The 17,207-nt window shown below is 53.6% G+C and carries 18 protein-coding genes; 8 read left to right on the top strand and 10 right to left on the bottom strand.

From position 1 onward, the window contains the following. Positions 1-128: 128 nt before the first annotated feature. Positions 129-2,075 carry a diguanylate cyclase gene (locus tag EIC84_RS23930; protein WP_003067634.1) on the bottom strand — a complete coding sequence of 649 codons (1,947 nt, stop codon included), beginning with the start codon at positions 2,073-2,075 and terminating at the stop codon, positions 129-131. 234 nt (positions 2,076-2,309) lie between these two features. Here EIC84_RS23930 and EIC84_RS23935 point away from each other — a divergent pair, with 234 nt between their 5' ends. Both EIC84_RS23935 and EIC84_RS23940 read left to right on the top strand, forming a co-directional pair. Continuing rightward, positions 2,310-2,564: a hypothetical protein gene (locus EIC84_RS23935; RefSeq protein WP_003067637.1), complete on the top strand. Its 255-nt coding sequence runs from the start codon at positions 2,310-2,312 to the stop codon at positions 2,562-2,564. 195 nt (positions 2,565-2,759) lie between these two features. Then, positions 2,760-3,995 carry a DUF4010 domain-containing protein gene (locus EIC84_RS23940; RefSeq protein WP_003067639.1) on the top strand — a complete coding sequence of 412 codons (1,236 nt, stop codon included), beginning with the start codon at positions 2,760-2,762 and terminating at the stop codon, positions 3,993-3,995. Between the two features lie 156 nt (positions 3,996-4,151). Here EIC84_RS23940 and EIC84_RS23945 read toward each other — a convergent pair whose 3' ends face one another. Beyond that, complete coding sequence (locus EIC84_RS23945) at positions 4,152-4,481, bottom strand: hypothetical protein (RefSeq protein ID WP_003067641.1); 330 nt, start codon at positions 4,479-4,481, stop codon at positions 4,152-4,154. Between the two features lie 289 nt (positions 4,482-4,770). Beyond that, complete coding sequence (locus EIC84_RS23950; RefSeq protein WP_003067642.1) at positions 4,771-5,394, bottom strand: FMN-binding negative transcriptional regulator; 624 nt, start codon at positions 5,392-5,394, stop codon at positions 4,771-4,773. A gap of 142 nt (positions 5,395-5,536) precedes the next feature. Between EIC84_RS23950 and EIC84_RS23955 the strand changes: the two genes are divergently transcribed. From EIC84_RS23955 to EIC84_RS23965, 3 genes are all read left to right on the top strand, one after another. Next, a complete protein-coding gene (locus EIC84_RS23955) occupies positions 5,537-5,716 on the top strand; it encodes a hypothetical protein (RefSeq protein WP_003067643.1) in 180 nt (59 codons plus the stop codon). Positions 5,717-5,947: 231 nt separating this feature from the next. Beyond that, on the top strand, positions 5,948-6,835 hold the full coding sequence (locus EIC84_RS23960; RefSeq protein WP_218894969.1) for an SPFH domain-containing protein: 888 nt from the start codon (positions 5,948-5,950) through the stop codon (positions 6,833-6,835). Beyond that, on the top strand, positions 6,832-7,122 hold the full coding sequence (locus EIC84_RS23965) for a hypothetical protein (protein ID WP_003067645.1): 291 nt from the start codon (positions 6,832-6,834) through the stop codon (positions 7,120-7,122). Before EIC84_RS23960 ends, EIC84_RS23965 begins: the two co-directional genes overlap by 4 nt. An 835-nt stretch (positions 7,123-7,957) precedes the next feature. On the opposite strand, the gene EIC84_RS23970 is transcribed toward EIC84_RS23965, so the two are convergent. Continuing rightward, positions 7,958-8,389: a hypothetical protein gene (locus EIC84_RS23970; RefSeq protein WP_237704489.1), complete on the bottom strand. Its 432-nt coding sequence runs from the start codon at positions 8,387-8,389 to the stop codon at positions 7,958-7,960. 461 nt (positions 8,390-8,850) lie between these two features. On the opposite strand from EIC84_RS23970, the gene EIC84_RS26230 reads away from it, so the two are divergent. Further along, positions 8,851-9,018, top strand: coding sequence for an excalibur calcium-binding domain-containing protein (locus tag EIC84_RS26230; RefSeq protein ID WP_370456519.1), 168 nt, complete (start codon positions 8,851-8,853; stop codon positions 9,016-9,018). 275 nt (positions 9,019-9,293) lie between these two features. Here the strand turns inward: EIC84_RS26230 and EIC84_RS23980 are convergent, their stop codons facing one another. Beyond that, positions 9,294-10,394, bottom strand: coding sequence for a hypothetical protein (locus tag EIC84_RS23980; RefSeq protein WP_003067647.1), 1,101 nt, complete (start codon positions 10,392-10,394; stop codon positions 9,294-9,296). 426 nt (positions 10,395-10,820) lie between these two features. On the opposite strand from EIC84_RS23980, the gene EIC84_RS23985 reads away from it, so the two are divergent. Then, a complete protein-coding gene (locus EIC84_RS23985; RefSeq protein ID WP_003067648.1) occupies positions 10,821-12,023 on the top strand; it encodes a diguanylate cyclase in 1,203 nt (400 codons plus the stop codon). A 554-nt stretch (positions 12,024-12,577) separates the two neighbouring features. On the opposite strand, the gene EIC84_RS23990 is transcribed toward EIC84_RS23985, so the two are convergent. Together EIC84_RS23990 and EIC84_RS23995 are read right to left on the bottom strand one after the other, a co-directional pair. Beyond that, entirely contained in the window at positions 12,578-13,033 is a 456-nt protein-coding gene (locus tag EIC84_RS23990; RefSeq protein ID WP_237704486.1) for a DUF5990 family protein, read from the bottom strand. Between the two features lie 249 nt (positions 13,034-13,282). Next, the gene (locus EIC84_RS23995; protein ID WP_080554211.1) at positions 13,283-13,807 is read right to left on the bottom strand and encodes an SMI1/KNR4 family protein; all 525 of its coding nucleotides are present in this window, start codon (positions 13,805-13,807) and stop codon (positions 13,283-13,285) included. Between the two features lie 648 nt (positions 13,808-14,455). Here EIC84_RS23995 and EIC84_RS24000 point away from each other — a divergent pair. Beyond that, positions 14,456-14,710: a hypothetical protein gene (locus tag EIC84_RS24000; protein ID WP_003067650.1), complete on the top strand. Its 255-nt coding sequence runs from the start codon at positions 14,456-14,458 to the stop codon at positions 14,708-14,710. 5 nt (positions 14,711-14,715) lie between these two features. Here EIC84_RS24000 and EIC84_RS24005 read toward each other — a convergent pair whose 3' ends face one another. From EIC84_RS24005 to EIC84_RS24015, 3 genes are read right to left on the bottom strand one after another with little or no spacing between them, the layout of a single operon-like run. Further along, positions 14,716-15,615 carry a TauD/TfdA family dioxygenase gene (locus EIC84_RS24005; RefSeq protein ID WP_003067652.1) on the bottom strand — a complete coding sequence of 300 codons (900 nt, stop codon included), beginning with the start codon at positions 15,613-15,615 and terminating at the stop codon, positions 14,716-14,718. Between the two features lie 44 nt (positions 15,616-15,659). Continuing rightward, a complete protein-coding gene (locus EIC84_RS24010) occupies positions 15,660-16,415 on the bottom strand; it encodes an ABC transporter permease (protein WP_003067654.1) in 756 nt (251 codons plus the stop codon). Beyond that, positions 16,405-17,205, bottom strand: coding sequence for an ABC transporter ATP-binding protein (locus EIC84_RS24015; protein WP_003067655.1), 801 nt, complete (start codon positions 17,203-17,205; stop codon positions 16,405-16,407). The genes EIC84_RS24010 and EIC84_RS24015 overlap by 11 nt, the downstream gene beginning before the upstream one ends. Positions 17,206-17,207: the final 2 nt, after the last annotated feature.

Below are 17,207 nucleotides of genomic sequence, written 5' to 3' on the forward strand. Positions count from 1 at the left end.
TACAACTTCGGCAAGCACTTGAAAGCGCTCAGGTGGAAGACATCATTCCGTGCGATGTGCGAGGCGTGGGAAAAAGATCCAAGTCGCTTTAGACTTCATCCGCACCATCTCACTGTGGGACTGAACAGCTAGGCAGTAACTGCCTGATGATCGAATGTGCTCTCATTCGTTTGTTCACAAGTCGATTCGATGATGCGGCCTTTGCCTGCATTCTTTGCCAGGTACATAGCCTCATCAGCACGCTCTAACAACGAGTCGCAGGACTCTTTTTCGCCCTCATAGTAGGCAATGCCAATGCTGCACCCGACGATTGCGGTATGACCGTCTTCAACCGCAATGGGAATCCGCACCATATCCAAACAGCGCTGCATGGTTTGCACGGCATTCTCGTGATTGTTTCGACCAGTCAACACCACCACGAATTCGTCGCCACCCAGCCGGGCTACACAGTCATGGGTGCGCACTGCACTTGTTAATCGTTCGGCGACTGTCTTCAGCACGATGTCACCTGCATCGTGCCCGTAGGTATCGTTCACACTCTTAAAGCCATCCAAGTCTATAAAACATACTGCAACTGTGCCTTGGTCTCGATCCGCAAGCGCGATGAATTGCTGCATTTGCTTGTTGATGAAGCGGCGATTGGCAAGGCCCGTCAAGGCATCATGCGTTGCTTGGTACTCAATCTCTTGCTGGCGCTTTTTGTGAGCTTCTACATCTACGAAAATCCACACTGAATCAGTATCAGTGATCTGCGCTGCATTGGCATCAACCCAGAATGCGTGCCCGCTGCAATGCTGCAGTTGCACCTCGGTGCGGAAACGCCTGTTGTGGCCGAGAGCCTCACTGGACAGTCGCCCCATCCGTTCATATGTCTCGTTGTCAGGGTAGATGCAGCGTTTGGATTGCAGGAGTAACTCGGAAACGCGCTTGCCCAACATGCGTGCCATGGCCGTGTTGGCCCAGAGTATTTTCCGATCACGGACCTTGATCATGCCGATCAGGTCGTTCTCCACAAAGAAGTTTTGCTCTTTCAGCAGCTGTGCGTTCTGGAGTTTGGCAGTCAGTTCTCGCTGCTGATGCACAAACAAGCTCCCCGCACCAAACGCCATAAGCAACACACAAAATGCGGTCAAACTCCAAACGGCCACGGCTTCGTTGCGCCAAGGCTGAAGGTAGCTTTCAGTACCAATACCTGTATACACCGTCAACGAATAGGGTGTTGACAGACTTTGATAGGCAGTGATTCGCTCGATGCCGTCCAGCGCAGTAGGCGCAACGTACCAGCCATGCTCTGGGTTGAGTCGTCGCGTTTCTTTGAGCGCCAACGATGTCAAAGTGCCGCCAATACCTGCCGTCGATGTGGGATCCGCAGCGGAGTAACGTGCCACTAAGCGGCCCTCAGCAGAGCGCAAAGTGGTTGCGCTATCTTCACCAGGAGTCAACTTCTCAAACAGTTTGCGGAAATGCTCGACCTCCAAAACCACAAAGACTGCGCCCTTGAACGTCCCATCGGGAGCCTCCAGCTTGCGACTCAGGACCACGCTCCATTCCTTGAAGGAATGGCTGATCAATGGCTCCGAGATCACCATTTGATCTGAGCGCTTCAGGGTACCGAAGTACTCCCGCTCATTGATCGAAAAGGGATGCTCGCCAGGCAGAAGGCCCAGGCGAACCATGCCAGCTTCATCAGCCACGCGCACAGCTTTGGAGAAAGGCAGCAAGGCGCGCTGATTGACAACGGCATTCTCAAACTCCCGCGTGCTGGATCCAGTCTCCTGGAATTCGTGAGCAATCGTCGCCAGAGCGTTATCGATAAGCCTCATCTCGGTGTTTAACTCGTAGCTCAACACGCGAGCTTGGTTAGCCGCTGCATCCACTCCCCGCTGAACGTGATAGTCATACGACTCGTTCAAATTATGCCAAGTGATTGCTATCAATATTGAAGCTATAAATACAACCCCCGCAATGGTCTTTAGCAAAAGCTGTCTAGACTGGATAAGACTCTCAACTAAGCCATTTATCAGCTGATCAATGAAGCCGACTTTCTTCTTGTATGGGGCGCGAATACTCAACATGAATTCCGTTGCGTCAGGAAAAGCTCACGCAGCGAGTAGAGCATAGGCCCTATTAACCTTCCAAATCGATGTAAGTAATTGTCAATTACACGCCAATTAACTTGAAGTCTGGACTTTTTGAACAACAACGCCGGCTTTTGTTAGGCATCTGCTTTCGGCAAGCCTATGTGACTGCTTCTGGTCATTTCCAGTGGGACGCCATGACACAGCAACCCGCTCTGAGACAATCGTGCCATGACCGATGAATCGCCGATCCACACCGTCCACAAGCGCGTTTGCCAGACCTTCCTGAGGCACTGGAAGGCCCACAACAACGCCTACCCAAAGCTGATCAAGATGACGCCCGAAGAGCTTCGGCAGTTCAACATCGTCAACTCCTTCGGCAAGCCCAATGAGCTGTGGGGAGTCCCAATTGAAATCGATCCCAACACCACGGGCGTGATGATTGCGGTCGATGGGACGGAAATGCCTTTGGTTGAAGGCTACTAAGGGAGCGCGCGGCCTTGGCTCCTCTGTCACGCTCCTTCACACAAAGGAACTGAGATAGATGAGATCTATGCATTTTAGGATCCAGCTCTTCCTGCTTGCAGCGTCGTCTCATGCTCGACTAAGCTGCGTATTAGCAGCCAAGGCTACAGCCCTATCAAGCAGAGGAGCCTTGCTCAGATCGAGGGGTTGAGACTTATGCAGCTGAGTTGGGCCGGTGTCGATCATTGGGTAGTCTCCTTAGGCTGCGGTCTGCTTATCGGCCTCGTGAGCGAGCGTCGCGGGAGTGAGCACGAGAGCATTGCTGGAACTCGTACCCATGCCATAGCAGCGTTGCTTGGTTGCGCGGCCTGGTGGTTAGGCGTGCTGCCCTTTGCCGTTGTACTTCTGTTGGTCGGGGCACTGACCGTCGCAGCCTACTGGCACTCTGCCCCCAATGACCCAGGCCTGACCAGTGAAGTGACTCTACTTTTCTCGTTAACTCTGGGCGCCCTATCGCACAAGAGCCCTACATTGACTGCAGCTCTGGGCATTCTTTGCGCCTTGCTGGTGCATTCAAAAGGCTCCATACAACGCTGGAGTCGTGAGTTACTCAGAGAGAATGAGTTAAGGGATGGTCTTCTGCTGGGCGCTGCTGCGCTGGTCGTGATGCCACTTCTGCCGCAAGCGCCTATAGATCCATGGGGTGTGCTAAGCCTCGCAGCCCTTTGGAAAGTGGTTGTGCTGTTCATGGCTGTCGGCATGCTGGGCCACATACTGACTCGAGTGCTGGGCCCACGCTGGGGCCTACCTGTGACCGGATTTTTTTCTGGATTTGTGTCCTCTACCGCGGCTATAGCCAGCCTTGGCCAACTGGCCAAGTCCGACGAACATCAGCAGGCGCAGGCCTTTGGCTGCGCCATGTTGGCTCAGTTGGCCTCGCTATGCCTGTTCATCGCGATTCTCTCGACAACATCCATAGCTCTGATGCTATCCATGGCGCTCCCTCTACTCGTTGCAGCTCTCTGCCTTGTGTTGGCTGCAGCCACAGGATTGCTGAATCGACAAAAAACTGCCACGCAAACTGAATTCGAGACCGAACGGGTATTTAAGCTTTCAACTGCATTGCTGATTGCCGGCACCATCGCGCTAATGTTGGTTCTCGGCGCCTGGCTCCAGCATATCTTTGGCAGCACTGGCGTGCTGGTCGCGGCGGCATTTGCAGCTTTGGCCGAACTGCATGCCGCTGCTGCTAGCTTAGGGCAGCTTTTTGCGTCAGGTAGTTTGCCTCTGCCCATCGCTCAGTGGGGGTTGCTTGTGATTCTTGCATCCAGTGCAATCGCCAAATCAGTACTGGCATTCGCCGTCGGAGGGGTCAAATATGGAACACGAATCAGCCTGGGACTAGCCTCTATGGTGACAGGTGCAGGCCTGTCACTGCTATGGATTGGCTAATACGAACTTCCCATCAGCGATGGAGTGCGTGATGATTGCAGTCGGTAGAACGTAAATGCCTCTGATGGAAGGCGATTGAGATGGCCCCTCCGCAGCAGTTGAAAACATGCAAAAACCCCGCCGAGGCGAGCCTGATGGCGGGACGCGAAGGCGTTTCTAGCGCTTCATCTGATCACAGGTGCTTTTTTGTTTTGCCGGGGTCATGGTGCCCCATTTCTTCTTGAAGTCGGATGCGTGACCAGCATACATCTTGTCGTAGCTGGCGGGAGCAACACCAAGATCCTTGATGGCCGCGTCGCGTTGCTTGATGCGACCAGTCTCCACATCCTGAGAACTCATGTGCCCACAAGCCAAAGCGAGCTCATTCATGTTCGCGGCCATATTGATGGTTCCTGAAGCTATGGCTGCTTTTGCCTCGTCGGCATGTGCAGAAAAAACCATGCCCGCCGACATCAATGTGGCCAAGATCATCAGTGCTGCTTTCATGAGCATTCATCTCCTTTGAGTGTGAAGCAAGGATCGTACTGACTTCATCGCGTGCTGCTACCCCTCTCTAGAGGGGATATGGTGACATCTGCGACCTGACTGCCACACCCGAATACAGAAAGCACCTACTGAAATCAATCTCCTCTGCAACAAACCCCACGCAGCAAGGATGATCCACACAAAGTCTGGTCCGTCACCTCCCAAGCAGCGCCAGCCCCTGAGCGACATCAGGGCGCAACCCAGAGCGTCTTGATTCAGGGCGTTGCGATTTGTCTGATCATGGCACTCGCTATGACTTGATCAGCCTGGAGACCGCGACTGCGCCAGGTCCTTGATCCTGAGCCAAGTGCTGAATCAGACTGTCCCGATCAGCGGCTGTGCGCTGCTGGGATAAGAATCGCTTGCCGCATAGGTTTTCTATGTCCACCTCGAAGCCGATGAGCCGCGCCGCCACAGACCCCAGGAACTCGGGATCCGCTTGAGTTGGTAACCATGGTTCTTCCCTCAACTCCTCTTGGGAATGGGTTAAGGCATCCAGATGCTCGCGCATCCACAAAGCATCATCGATAAATCGAATGCGGCCTTGCGCTTGAACGGCCATGTAGTTCCAGCTTGGGGCATTTCGCCCGCTTCGCTGCCCATTGACATACCACTTGGGAGAGATATAGGCATTCGGGCTTTGGAAGATCGCAGTCACTGTCTTGATGCTGCGGCCCTTTAAATACAAGTTATGACTCTTGCTCACGTGTCCGGTGAGCCTCCCCAACGAGCTCGCCGCCACCAATAGCAGTGGCAGCAGATTGATTTCCACCTCGCCTGCACCTTCAGCAATCAGTGTTGCGAGCGGATAGCTATTCATGACCTGCTGCAACTCACTGACCTCAGAAATGGAAAAAAGCGGCTGTATGTACATACCATGTGGCCTTCATCAAGTGCAGCGATCAGTGTCGAGCATTCACGTGCATCCGAAAGTCGCCTCTGCGCCAGTCTTGGTGGCAGCAGTTGTTAAAACCAAAGCCTTGCTTACAGGGCTTCAGTTTGAGTAAAGTGAACCAATGACACGCATCAACACCACCGAGATATGGGAGCGGCACGGCTACAAAGTCGAACGCATCGAGCAACCCATAGGCTCGCCCCAACGCAATGTGTATGGGCCTGACGGCGTGCTGCTAATCGAGGACGCTGAGTACACCCAAGAAACAGAAGCGCTGCGTGAACTCGGTTTCATTGATTAACCAATACCTGCCTGAGCGATCTCTCTTTGACCGGCCACCTTTGAGGTGGCTTTTTTGTACCCGGATATTTTGAGATGAGAGCGTTTAACCAGCATGCGGCATGCATATGCATTTCCCTGCAAGGCTAAGCGGGTCACCCGAAACACATCCGGGTTTCAAACTAGAGCCTTGCATACAGGGCTGCAGTTTGTTTCAATCTCATCTTTATAGCTGCGAAGGAGGCGGCTCGATTTGAAGTTATTGAAGAAACACAAGACCAGTTTGGCAGCGGTAGCTGCTGCCTTTGTATTAGCAGCATGCGGTCAAAAAGTGGAGGTTCCGCCTGCACACGTTGGCAAGATCATGACCAAAGACGGCTATCAGGACAACCTGATCCCAACCTCCAAGTTCCGTCTGGGCAAGTGCTGGGCCTACTGTGATCGACTAGTCTTGCTGGATGTGTCTGACAAGGGCTATGAAGAGTCCATGAGCATCTTTATCCCCGAAGACAAGCTCAACCTAGATGTAACCATTCGCGCAACCTTGAGCATCAACTCCAAAAAAACGGCAGAGCTTTTTAATGCTGTCGCGCCAAAAGAGGTTTCGGACTATGTGTCCACGATTGCCAATGAGCAGGTGTACCGCACCTATGCCAGCCAGATTATTCAAGCCGAGGTGCGCGAATATTTGAGCAAACTGTCGATCAGTGAAATCGCCTCAAGCAACGAGAAAATCAACTCTGACTTGCGTGTACAACTGGGCAAAGCCATTGAAGCGCTTACACCTTTCTCAGTGCGCTTTGTTGGGATTACCAACCTGCGATATCCAAAGATCATTACAGATGCTCAGGAGTCCGCTGCTGAACGACGCGAAGCTATCCAAAAGGAAGAAGCGCAGCTGGCCATCTCCAAGGCTCAGTTAGAGCGCGAATTGCAGGAAGCTCGTCTGCAACGTGCGATTGACAAGGAAAAGGCAGAAACCGAAGCCATGTCTCAGTCCGTACTGGCTCAATCCGTCGATGCGCGAGTGCTTCAACTGCGCAAGCTGGAAAATGAGCGCGCCTGGATTGAAAAGTGGAATGGCCAGCTCCCCACCACCTCCCTGGGCGATGCCGTTCCAATGGTTAGCATTGGCAAATGACCCTGCTCATCAACCTGACCCCACTCTTGATCGCTGCCATAGGCTTTGGCTTGAGCTGGAAGCTTCGTAAGCTATGGGTTGCTGCAGTCACTGTGGCCACCCTACTTCTCTACTTCCAGGCTCAGCCTTCATATATGCCTAAAGGGCAGGTTACACGCTCGGAGCCGCCAGCCTTCACCGAGTCTGAGGCCAGGATCGAGGATCGCAATAGCAAACCAATGCCCGGGGATGAGCGGGACCAGCGTATGCGAGATGCCGTCAAACAAGGACTGGACTTCAAGCAGTAGCCCTATCTAAACACCAGTAAAGCCACCTACGGGTGGCTTTTTTGTGCCCCGAGATCTTGGAATGTAAGCGTTTAGCCAGCATGTTGGCATGCATATGCCTTCCCACGCAGGGCTTTAGCGGGGCCATCCGGCGCGACCACTCAAGCAGGTTCGGCAGTTCAGGAATTCGCCTGGGCTGACATCAATTAGGAGCACGGCGCGGCAGCCGCGTCGTGGCAACGGAGGTCATGCCAGATGGTGCATCACCACTTTTAGGTAAGCAGAATTCGTCTTGTTTGCGCCAAAAGCATCATGCAGAATTCGACGCAATCAACCTGTTACGCCGGGCCTGGGGTTTGCTCCTCCCCCCTTCTGACCCCTCCCCAGACACGACCCGAAAGGTCACCGGCTCTTTATTCAAGCCCGCAGCAACCGCTCGCGGGCTTTTTCTTTACCTACAGGAGATTCCATGCACTCCTCCTTCGACAAAACTTCTGGTCACTGCGTAATGAGCGCCAACCGACTTCGGCCTCTTCTGCCTAGTCGGAGCGACCGTGGTGATGACGCTCACGCCAGATGCATGGCCGATGTGACGCGAGCAGCTATCAATACTGAAGCTACTTGCGCTTTCTGCATAAGCGCTACGAAGCAAAATCATGACACAGCTACTTGAAGGCCTGATCTTGCTCGTTGCTATCTGCGCGGAGACTGGCCTGACTGGCCGTGCCAGATGCCCAGGCCGATGAGCCACAAAGCCTCACCCAGAGCCTGCGCGACGAGCTCGTCTGCCCGGGCATGCATGCCGAGTGGTTGGACGACAAAATGGAGCAGTGTCTGAAGAAGGCAACTGCCAAAACTATTGACCGCTGTGGATCATTTTTTCCTGATGGGAGCTCAAGAGGCTGTCCATGATTTGCTCTACCGCTTGCAAATACTGAACATTGGCCTTGGCACTTCGCGTATTCAGCGACAGCCACCCATGGGCTCGCTCCATCGCTGTGGATGTGAAGAAATACTTGTCAACAGCAGTGCCACTGCGATTCGCGGTTGCTGCAATTCGCTGTGATGCCACGTCAAGGTAAAGGCAAAAATCACGCGGCTGTTGCCAGCATTCCAACACAGCACCCTTCAGCCCCGCCATGCCATGTCTTCGATAAATCTTCAAAGATTCTGAAGCTGCTCTATTGACTTCACTGGCGATAACATTTGAGTTTTGCCCGAAGCAGTCCAAAGCAAGTGAAGTAGCGCAAATAGCCGCGATAACAACTGCTATAGCTTTAGTTCTCATGACCTCTAACACTGACTTAAAAAATCGATTCCACCATCTCATTTTGATAGCACTCGGATCATTCTCTAAAGCCAATCCGGTCGAATTATTTCATTTCTTAATGAGAAACCACTACCCACAACCAGAAGCTTATTTTTTGGAGACTCAATGTTCAAGAACATGAACATTGACTACATTGCATATATCTGGGAAGGCACTGCAACGTGCTTTGCAGTAGCAGGTTTCCGCCATGCTTGAGCTAGCCACCCACGAGCGCCCTCGACACTGAAATGTGTCCCTTGCTCACATGGTCTAGGATTCCCTCTATTCAAATATGAGAGGTCACTACCTTGTTTCGATTGATCATTTATGCACTGATTGCTGTTGGAGCCTGGAAGGCCTACGCAACCTATCAGGCGCGGCAGCAGCAAGCCGCAGCAATTTAGCTCCTCATCAATGAGCCGCGCGCTCGTGACATTGACGTGGGCCGCAGCGTCAACCCCAGCAAGCCGAAATACCAGTGCGATGGGCGCACCCATTGCTCTCAGATGACTTCATGTGAAGAGGCCGCCTTCTTCATACGCAACTGCCCCGGGACCAAGATGGATGGGGACAACGACGGCATCCCTTGCGAGCGCCAGCTCTGCTAGCAAGAAACCTTTTCTTTTCAGCCGACCGGAGCCCACTCCACGGGCTTTTTCTATTTCTGGAGCCCTGATGTTCAAGCCCATGATCATTTGTCGTATCGCCGAACGCTGACAGGGAGATCTGCAGGTGCTGAAGGATGCCGTGCAGAAGAAGGCCTCCACAATATGCGTATCCCGTTTGGGTAGGCCACCCAGGCCGGCTATGGCTGACCAGTCCGCTTGTTGTGACCGGCTGCGCTCTTTCCCATGCGATCCTTGAACCGTTTACCAACGCCTATTCACGGTGTCAGCAACAGCACGCGATGATTCAAGCGATCGGCAAGATACAGCACTCCTCCCTTCCCCACGCGCAGGCGCGCCTGCCGCAGGTTCAAGCGCATAGGCGCTTGCTCAGGCAGCCTAACCCAGGTCTCCGGTGGTAACACAGTCACAAAGCGACCTGTACCGGCATCAAGCTTGGCTAAGTGCCCCTCAACGGAGGCCTCGTATACATAAACTTGGCCTTCGGGGTCTAGCGCCAAACTGGTGATGTATCCGAGCGAGCTGTTTGTGGATGGGCGGTCAGTTTGCAGAACGCCCAATGTGCCATTGCCAGCCAGCACAGTGGCCGCAGGCGTGTGTGGATTGGCAGACGGGCCGCTCCATGCATCCAGCCGGAGCAGGCGCATATTCGCGTTGTCAGCGACGTAGATGCGCCCTTGTGCATCTGCAGCTAGATCTGCCATGTAGTCGCCCCCTTCATTGCCACCCCATTGGGGACTCGCCTCCTTGGGGTCATAAGCCACATCAAGCCGTCCGGTTCCGGGCTCCAGGCGATAGACCTTGCGTGAGCGATGCGGGCCTGCAATAAACCATAAGGCACCATCTGGCGTGCGTAGCAACGACTCCGGCTTGGCCAGCGAATCGGCGTTGCCCTCTTTGCCATCACCAGCTGCGCGGCGAATGTGCCCGGTCTCCAGATCCACTGCGCGGATAACGTGATTGCCTGTGTCAGCCACATACAAAGTGTCGTCAGGTGTAAAAGCGATGCTGTCGGGCGATTGAACATTCGCATCCAGAGCTTGGCCACTATCACTGTCACGCGCATCCGTGCCCACCACAGTAACCCAGCTGCCGTCCAGCTCGCGCCGCGAAACACAATCACCGCCATACTGCTGCAACAACCACAGCCGCCCTTGGGCATCTGACAAAGCCAGAGATGGACTGACTTTGTCGTTTATCACCTCCAAGGCACGAATCGGTACGATTGAGTGAGCTACCTGCCCATCGTCCTGCGCATCAAACTCGCCGCGCGCGTCGCCGCCACTAGCCCGCGATAGAGCCCAGCCTACAGCGACCAACCCCAACACCATGCTCAACATCACTGACCACTTGCGCATCGCGATTCTTCCTCCATCCGCCCCTTCGCTGCGTATTCTCCGGCATGCGTTGCAGGTCACTCGTGAGCTGGCCGATGTCTGCCAAACACCGCGCGCACAGGAGCGCCCAATGGATCGAGCGAAGTGACCACAAAATGCCTCAACGAGAAGCCTCGAAGGGATAGCAATAGGTCAAGTAAGTAGTTGCCTGACATCCTTCCGAAGACACAACAGTAATGGGTTTTATTTGTTTTTGGAAATGAGTATCGACTGCGTCTACCTCTCCAAATTCGAATCCGGATGACACAGATCTGGCATTGGGCATTGCAATAGCTCTTGATGCCGCACACCAAGATGTACGAATAGCTGCCGAAGGCTGTCGCTTTGCAATTGAGGAGCAGGCAACGCTAAACCGTTTCGATCCTTGATCGAGGAGGCGATGGTCAGATGTTCGCGAATAACGACCTTATCCTGGTTCTGACGCCTTCGCTGGCGATACTGGTTCTGGCAGCCATCTTGATCGTTGCCTGGCTTGTCCAACGATCCCAGCGCTTTCTGCTTTGGCAAGCTTGCGCCTATTCACTCACTGCTCTGACTCTCGGGGCACAGACTCTACTTACCCTGGAGGAGCTGAATCGCTACGCACTACTGATCGGCAGCTGCTATCTGCTGAGTGCGTGGTGTCTTGCCAGAAGCTGGGCAGAACGCTGGCATGTATCAACCCAACCACAAGTTGCATTGCTCATTGCCATAGTCACCTTGGCTGCGCTCTATCAATTCAGCCAGATCGAACCAAATGTCTGGGCTCGGGTGAGCTCTTTCAGCGTTGGTTCCAGCCTTGTTTTACTGCTCCCCATCCTGCAGGTCCACTCGAAGAAAAACTCATTTGACTGGCTCGATAAATCGCTGCTCTGGCTGAGCATCCTCTTCACCGCCTACACCTTCACTCGACCCGCCTTGATCTGGCTGCTGGGATACACGGATCTGCGAGCCCTGCCAAGGTCACCCTATTGGATCCTGACGCTGCTGAGCATTCTGAATTTCTCGCTGCTCTTCACCGTGGTGATGGCCGCGATTGCCGTAAAGGAAACAGTCGGCAAGCTGCGCAAGGAACGAGACATTGATGCGTTAACGCAGATTCTGAATCGCCGGTCTTTTCATGAACATGCCCAGAAGCGTCTCGCCGACATGAGACGCTATCCCATGGCAGTGCTGGCCTGCGACATAGACCATTTCAAACGCATCAACGATACCTGGGGGCACGAGCGTGGCGATATGGTGCTGCAACTGGTGGCCTCAACTCTGCAAAACAATGTGCGAGAGCACGACCTGGTTGCTCGGTTCGGTGGCGAAGAGTTTGTGCTGCTATTGGCCGACATAACGCTGGAAGATGCAGAACTCATTGCGCAGCGAATCCAGCGTGATCTCGGGTCAAGAAATACTGTTCTTCCAACTGGCCCCAAATTGACCATGAGCTTCGGAATTTCATTGATCACCAGGTCTTTCCAGTTTGAGCAAGCCATGAAGGAAGCTGATCGACTCCTTTACCAAGCCAAGAATGCTGGGCGTGATCGGGTTCATGTATCGGGGGTTTCCTATCCAGACATATCTGTAGAAACTCATCAGCTGTGGAGCAGACCTGCCGCTTAAAAGGCTCAGATAACAAGAGCCGTTCAATTGACCAACCTGACGCCAGTCACTGAACGGACCTTGCCAGCTCGGGGGATACCCACAATCAGGCGCTCTTCGAGTCTGCTACTTATCGTAGCCCCGATTCCACTTTCAAATCCAATGGCATGGACATACCGCCCATATTCAGTAAACGAGTGGGCTGGGCAAGCAGTGTCGGAAATTGATGTGATCGCTTGTACGACCTGGATTGGTGCTGCTTGCGTGGCCCAAGGACGTAAAAGTATGCACAGTGAGCACTCTGAAGCGCTTCGTGCCAACCTTGACATTTACAGCCCTCGTCAAGACGAACGCACCAGCCAACTCGCCCCCTGCTGACGGACTTCAGCCCATACCTGAAAGCCATCTACTTCACGGTTGTCCCTCTTCCTCTCCTTAGGCAAGTGCAGCGCACATGAAATAAAGCACCCGCGTCAACAAACGCACTGCGGACAAATTTCACCACACCGCCCCAGCCCGCCATCGCGGGCTTTTCTCATTCTGGAGAGAACATGCACGAACAGATTGATCGAAGGCTAAGCCGCATCGTTTGCTACCGCCCAGACGACTGCATGCGGCTTCAGCGAAGCGCAAACAGGGCCGCCGTCTCCCATCGTCCCTTGAACGCGTGCCTCAATGACTCCTCCAGAGGAGAGCGCGGCGTCAACGACTTCCTGGGGAATAAACGCCAGCTTCAGCTTGGCACGACGTGTCCAGGGCGAGTCAGGCTGGCCCGCAAGGGTGCCGGAATTGATATAGACGAAGCGATCTGAGGACGGGCCCTGCGCGAACTCACCCAAGAAATTGACTGCGCCCGTCGAGAGGGGCAAGCCCAGACGAAGCGAAAATTCGAACCGAAGAGGCTCGTGCCGACCATCCATTGGATCGAGCAAGTCCGATCTGCCGCATTGCACTGCGAACCGAACATCAGGCGGAGTATTCACCACCAGTATTCGCATACGAACGGACTGTGCGGAGTTTGCTTTGCTCATAAGAGTGCCTTGTTGCTAACGCTGGATTTCAGCGGCCACCGAAAGCTATCCGCTGGAAAGAATATGAAGCTGTTTCCCTCCTTCGGGTAACGGCGTCAAGGCGATCTGCAGGTGCTGGTCAGGGCCGTGAGTGCAGCATTTCATTGCACCCAGTTGATGCTGCTTTAGAGGGGTTTGGATGACGAACAATGACTCCTTGTTCGAGGCTATCCGACTCGGGGGTCTACTTATGCAACAACGCCCAATAAATTAGAGCTCACTTTCCAATGCCGGTTTATGTAAAAAATCTCTTAATGATAGAGCTAATAATCCCAATCCATCACCCACAATTAAATTATCCACATAATATCTCCAATGAAATATATTCCTATAGGTGGGAGATTCAGGCCTCACATCATAAATAATATATGCATCACCATCATCATCATATTCTGAACCAATTGCAATTAAACCATCAGGTAGCAACGAGCGATGATCATACACTGACTCCTGCAATAATTTGGTTGCAGTCACAACCCGATCTGTAGAAGACAAGGTAGCCATCACGACCACCCTAGTTATTCCATTATATATTGCTGTGAAATTATCTAATTCATCCAGTGGGCTACATGCTTGATCGGCGACCAGATGAATAAAATCCAAATATTCATCTGGCAAGCTAATCAACAATGCCTTTTCTACATCAGCAATTCTCTTCTTTATAAAAAGTGGATCAACAATTAAACCCAGCTCATCTGCGTCCCATTTTGCCAAGTCTTCTTTTTGTATCTTCATACTAAAAATCCTCACCACGCCACATTGAGCCACCGCCTACATGGCGGTGTCCCATTATTAGCAGCACCCGTCTCGCTATTCTTGATTCGGATGACATGCGCTCACATGAACTTCGCGGCATCACTGGATGTTGCGTGCCTGGAGGATAAGCCAGGCTGCGCGATCACTAGCTTCAACACCGAGATCCGCATCCATTGCGTTGACTGCGGCCGGAAGTTCCAGCTTCCGGGCCGTGAGCCAGACATGAACAGGGAAGGAGCACGCTGCTCACCGATTGAGCCTGGAGGCAAGGATTATCATCAGCCCTGAAGGATCACGCCCCTATCCTATTCAGCGCATAGCTTGCGGCATCACGGCCATCCGTCCTAGTCGTATCAGAAATCTGTATCTACCCCACAAACCCGCCACTCGGCTGGCTTTCTCTTTTGGAGCCCCCATGAAAGAAAGCGGCTTGATGTTCAAGGCGCCCTTAGAGCGCGCCATCCTGAGCGACTGGTAAAGCCATAGCCAGCTCTGCACCAAGGCATGGTGAATGCAGCCTACAGCAGCGACCACCACCTTTGGCTACCAGACGGCCGCATCGATGCGCTAACCTACCCAGCGAAGGAGTAGCGCAATTCTTTTGGCCAACCTGGTGACCGCATCTATGTGCGCGAGACATTCGCCCGCGCTCCCACTGCCTGCAACAACGAAGAGCTGGTCTATGCAGCCGACTATCAAGACGGCAGCGACAAAGCCTCCGGAGTCAAATACACGCCTTGTCTGCTCATGCCGAAGAAGGCGGCACGCATTTGGTTGGAAATCACTGGAGTACGCGTGGAACGTCTGCAGGGCATCAGCGAGCAAGACGCCATTGCCGAGGGCATCGAGCGCACGGAAGACTTTTTCGGATGCCCATGCTGACTAGTTCAGGCAGCTTGAACCTGGGAGGCCATCAATGGAGACGGTGTATCGAAGGTGACTCGTTGGTTTACCCGGTGATGGGGCCAGTAATCCGCGACGGCGTAGTGCTGCGTGCTCCGATTATCCCATATCGCAATGCCGCCAGCTTCCCACTGGTGATGCACCATGAACTCTGGTCTCTGTAGCCAGCCAAGCAGAAAGTGAAGGACTCCACGAGCTTCATGGCGGTCGACTCCAATGATGTTTCGGGTGAAGTCGGCATTCACGAATATGCATTTACGGCCTGAGTCGGGATTCACTCGGACCACAGGATGTGTGACAGGCTTGCCCGCCTTGATTGCAGCGATAAGCGCTTCATCTCCCTTTTTTCCAAGGTATTCACGAAAGCCTGATTGCTCCCAGGTGTGTACGGCACTCAACCCCTCCAAGTACTGTTGCATGCCGGGGGATAGCCATTCAAAAGCTTTGCTGGTGCTGCTCCAGCAAGTGTTTCCGCCAGCTGGAGGAGTCACGGTGATCTGTATCGCTGTTCCCAATGGGGGGGTGAGCTTCCAGCTGATGTCTGTATGCCAGTTGTCGATGGCAGGCGGTCGGTCGCGGTCGGACACGATCATTTCCATCTCGGGAGCATTCGCGTTGCGGTCGAAATAGGAGCCATTTGAGATTGGTCCAAATACCTGCCCCAATGCAATGTGTTGCTCTGGTGTGATTGTTTGCGGCTTAAAGAAGATGACCTCGAAGTCGAACAACGCCTGGCGAAGTTCAGCCTTAACTTCATCAGTAAGAGGCTTCGTGAGGTCAACGCTTTCGATCCAAGCCGCGAAGTTCGGCATTCTGGGGACCGGCTGTATGTGCTTGTAGCGGCTAGCAATATCGATCAACTCCATGGGTGTGGTATTAGCCATGTTCAATGCCTTTCAGGGATAGCAGGTGGTAGTGAGAGAACTGCTTACTGCCAGTGCAGCAGGCGTTTTTCGAGCCAGGTCATAAAGCGCACGATGCCAACCCCTAGCAATGCGAGTACCAGCAGGAGAGCCATAACGCCATTGATATCGAAGGTGGAGCCAAGATAGGCCAAGGTTTGACCCAGGCCCTTTTCGCTTGCGATGATTTCAGTTCCGACAACGCCGAGCAGGGCATAGATCAACCCCAACCTGAGGCCTGAAAAGATCACTGGGACCGCACCAGGCAAGGTGACCTCGAAGAACGTTGTGCCGGCTTTCGCCCCCAACGTCTTGCATAACGTCAAGTGGTCTTGGCTCACCCCGCGGATGCCAGCTACAGTCGCAGAGAGAACGATGAAGAAGGTAAGCGAGCAGCCAACGGCAATCTTGCTGCCTATTCCAAGGCCGAACCACAGGATGAACAGTGGTGCCAGAGCAATGCGCGGCATCACATTAAGCGCGTTGAAGTAGGGGTCAGCGAATCTCTCGATCGCAGGCCAGCGAACAAAAATGAGTCCAACGGCGAATGCGGCCAGGCTGCCCAGCACGAAAGACGCTGCTACCGCTGTCAGAGTCCAGCCTAGGTCGCTCCAGAACTTCGCTGTTTTTACGTTTTCCCTAAGGTAGGCCAGCACTCCACTCGGTTGGCCAACAAATGTCGGATCAACCCATTTACGCGAAGCAGCGATCTCGGCAAATCCCAGCATTAAGGCTATGAAAACGATGTGCAAGAGCACCCACTGCAGTCGATTAGCCTTCATGGTGTACCCACCCCGATTCAAGCTGCGACCAGAGAGTCGCATAGAGTTCGTGGAAACGTGTCGACTTTTGCAATTCACGAATTGAGCGAGGTCGCGGTAGGTCAATCGACACGTCTGCAATGATGCGTCCTGGCCGGGACGACATCACGATCACACGATCGGAAACGGCAACAGCCTCTGCCAAATCGTGAGTTACGAACAAAGCCGTTTGTCGGTGCTGATGACAGAGACGCAGAAGCAAATCTTGAAGCTGCAACTTGGTTTGCGCATCAAGTGCTCCAAATGGCTCATCCATCAAGAGCAACGGTGCATCCAATGCAAATGTCCGTGCAAGCGCAGTACGCTGACGCATGCCGTGTGAAAGCGCCTTAGGCAATGCATTGGCATGCTCTGCAAGGCCCACCTCGGCAAGTATTTTTCGTGCGCGTTCAAGGCTTTGTTCCTTGGTTTGCCCTCTGACCTTTGAGCCGAAGGCGGCGTTTTCCAAGGCGGAACACCATGGCAAAAGGCTATCGCGCGCGAGCATGTAGCCGATTTGGGGATTGCCGCATCGTGGAGAGCTACCCATCACTTTGATGGATCCGGAACCCGTGTGTTCGACCAGGCCCGCACACAGATTTAGCAAAGTTGTCTTGCCGCAGCCGCTTGGGCCAACGAGAGAGACAAATTCGCCTTCGGCAATATTCAGAGAGATGTCCGCCAGAACCGGCTTGTTGCCGCCGAAGCTTAAATGCAGGCCATCTACGGCAACCGCAGGCTCTCTGGAGGCAAGAGCATTGGGAATGGGCATAT

The sequence above is a fragment of the Comamonas sp. A23 genome (assembly GCF_004522605.1).
Taxonomy (GTDB): domain Bacteria; phylum Pseudomonadota; class Gammaproteobacteria; order Burkholderiales; family Burkholderiaceae_C; genus Comamonas; species Comamonas thiooxydans.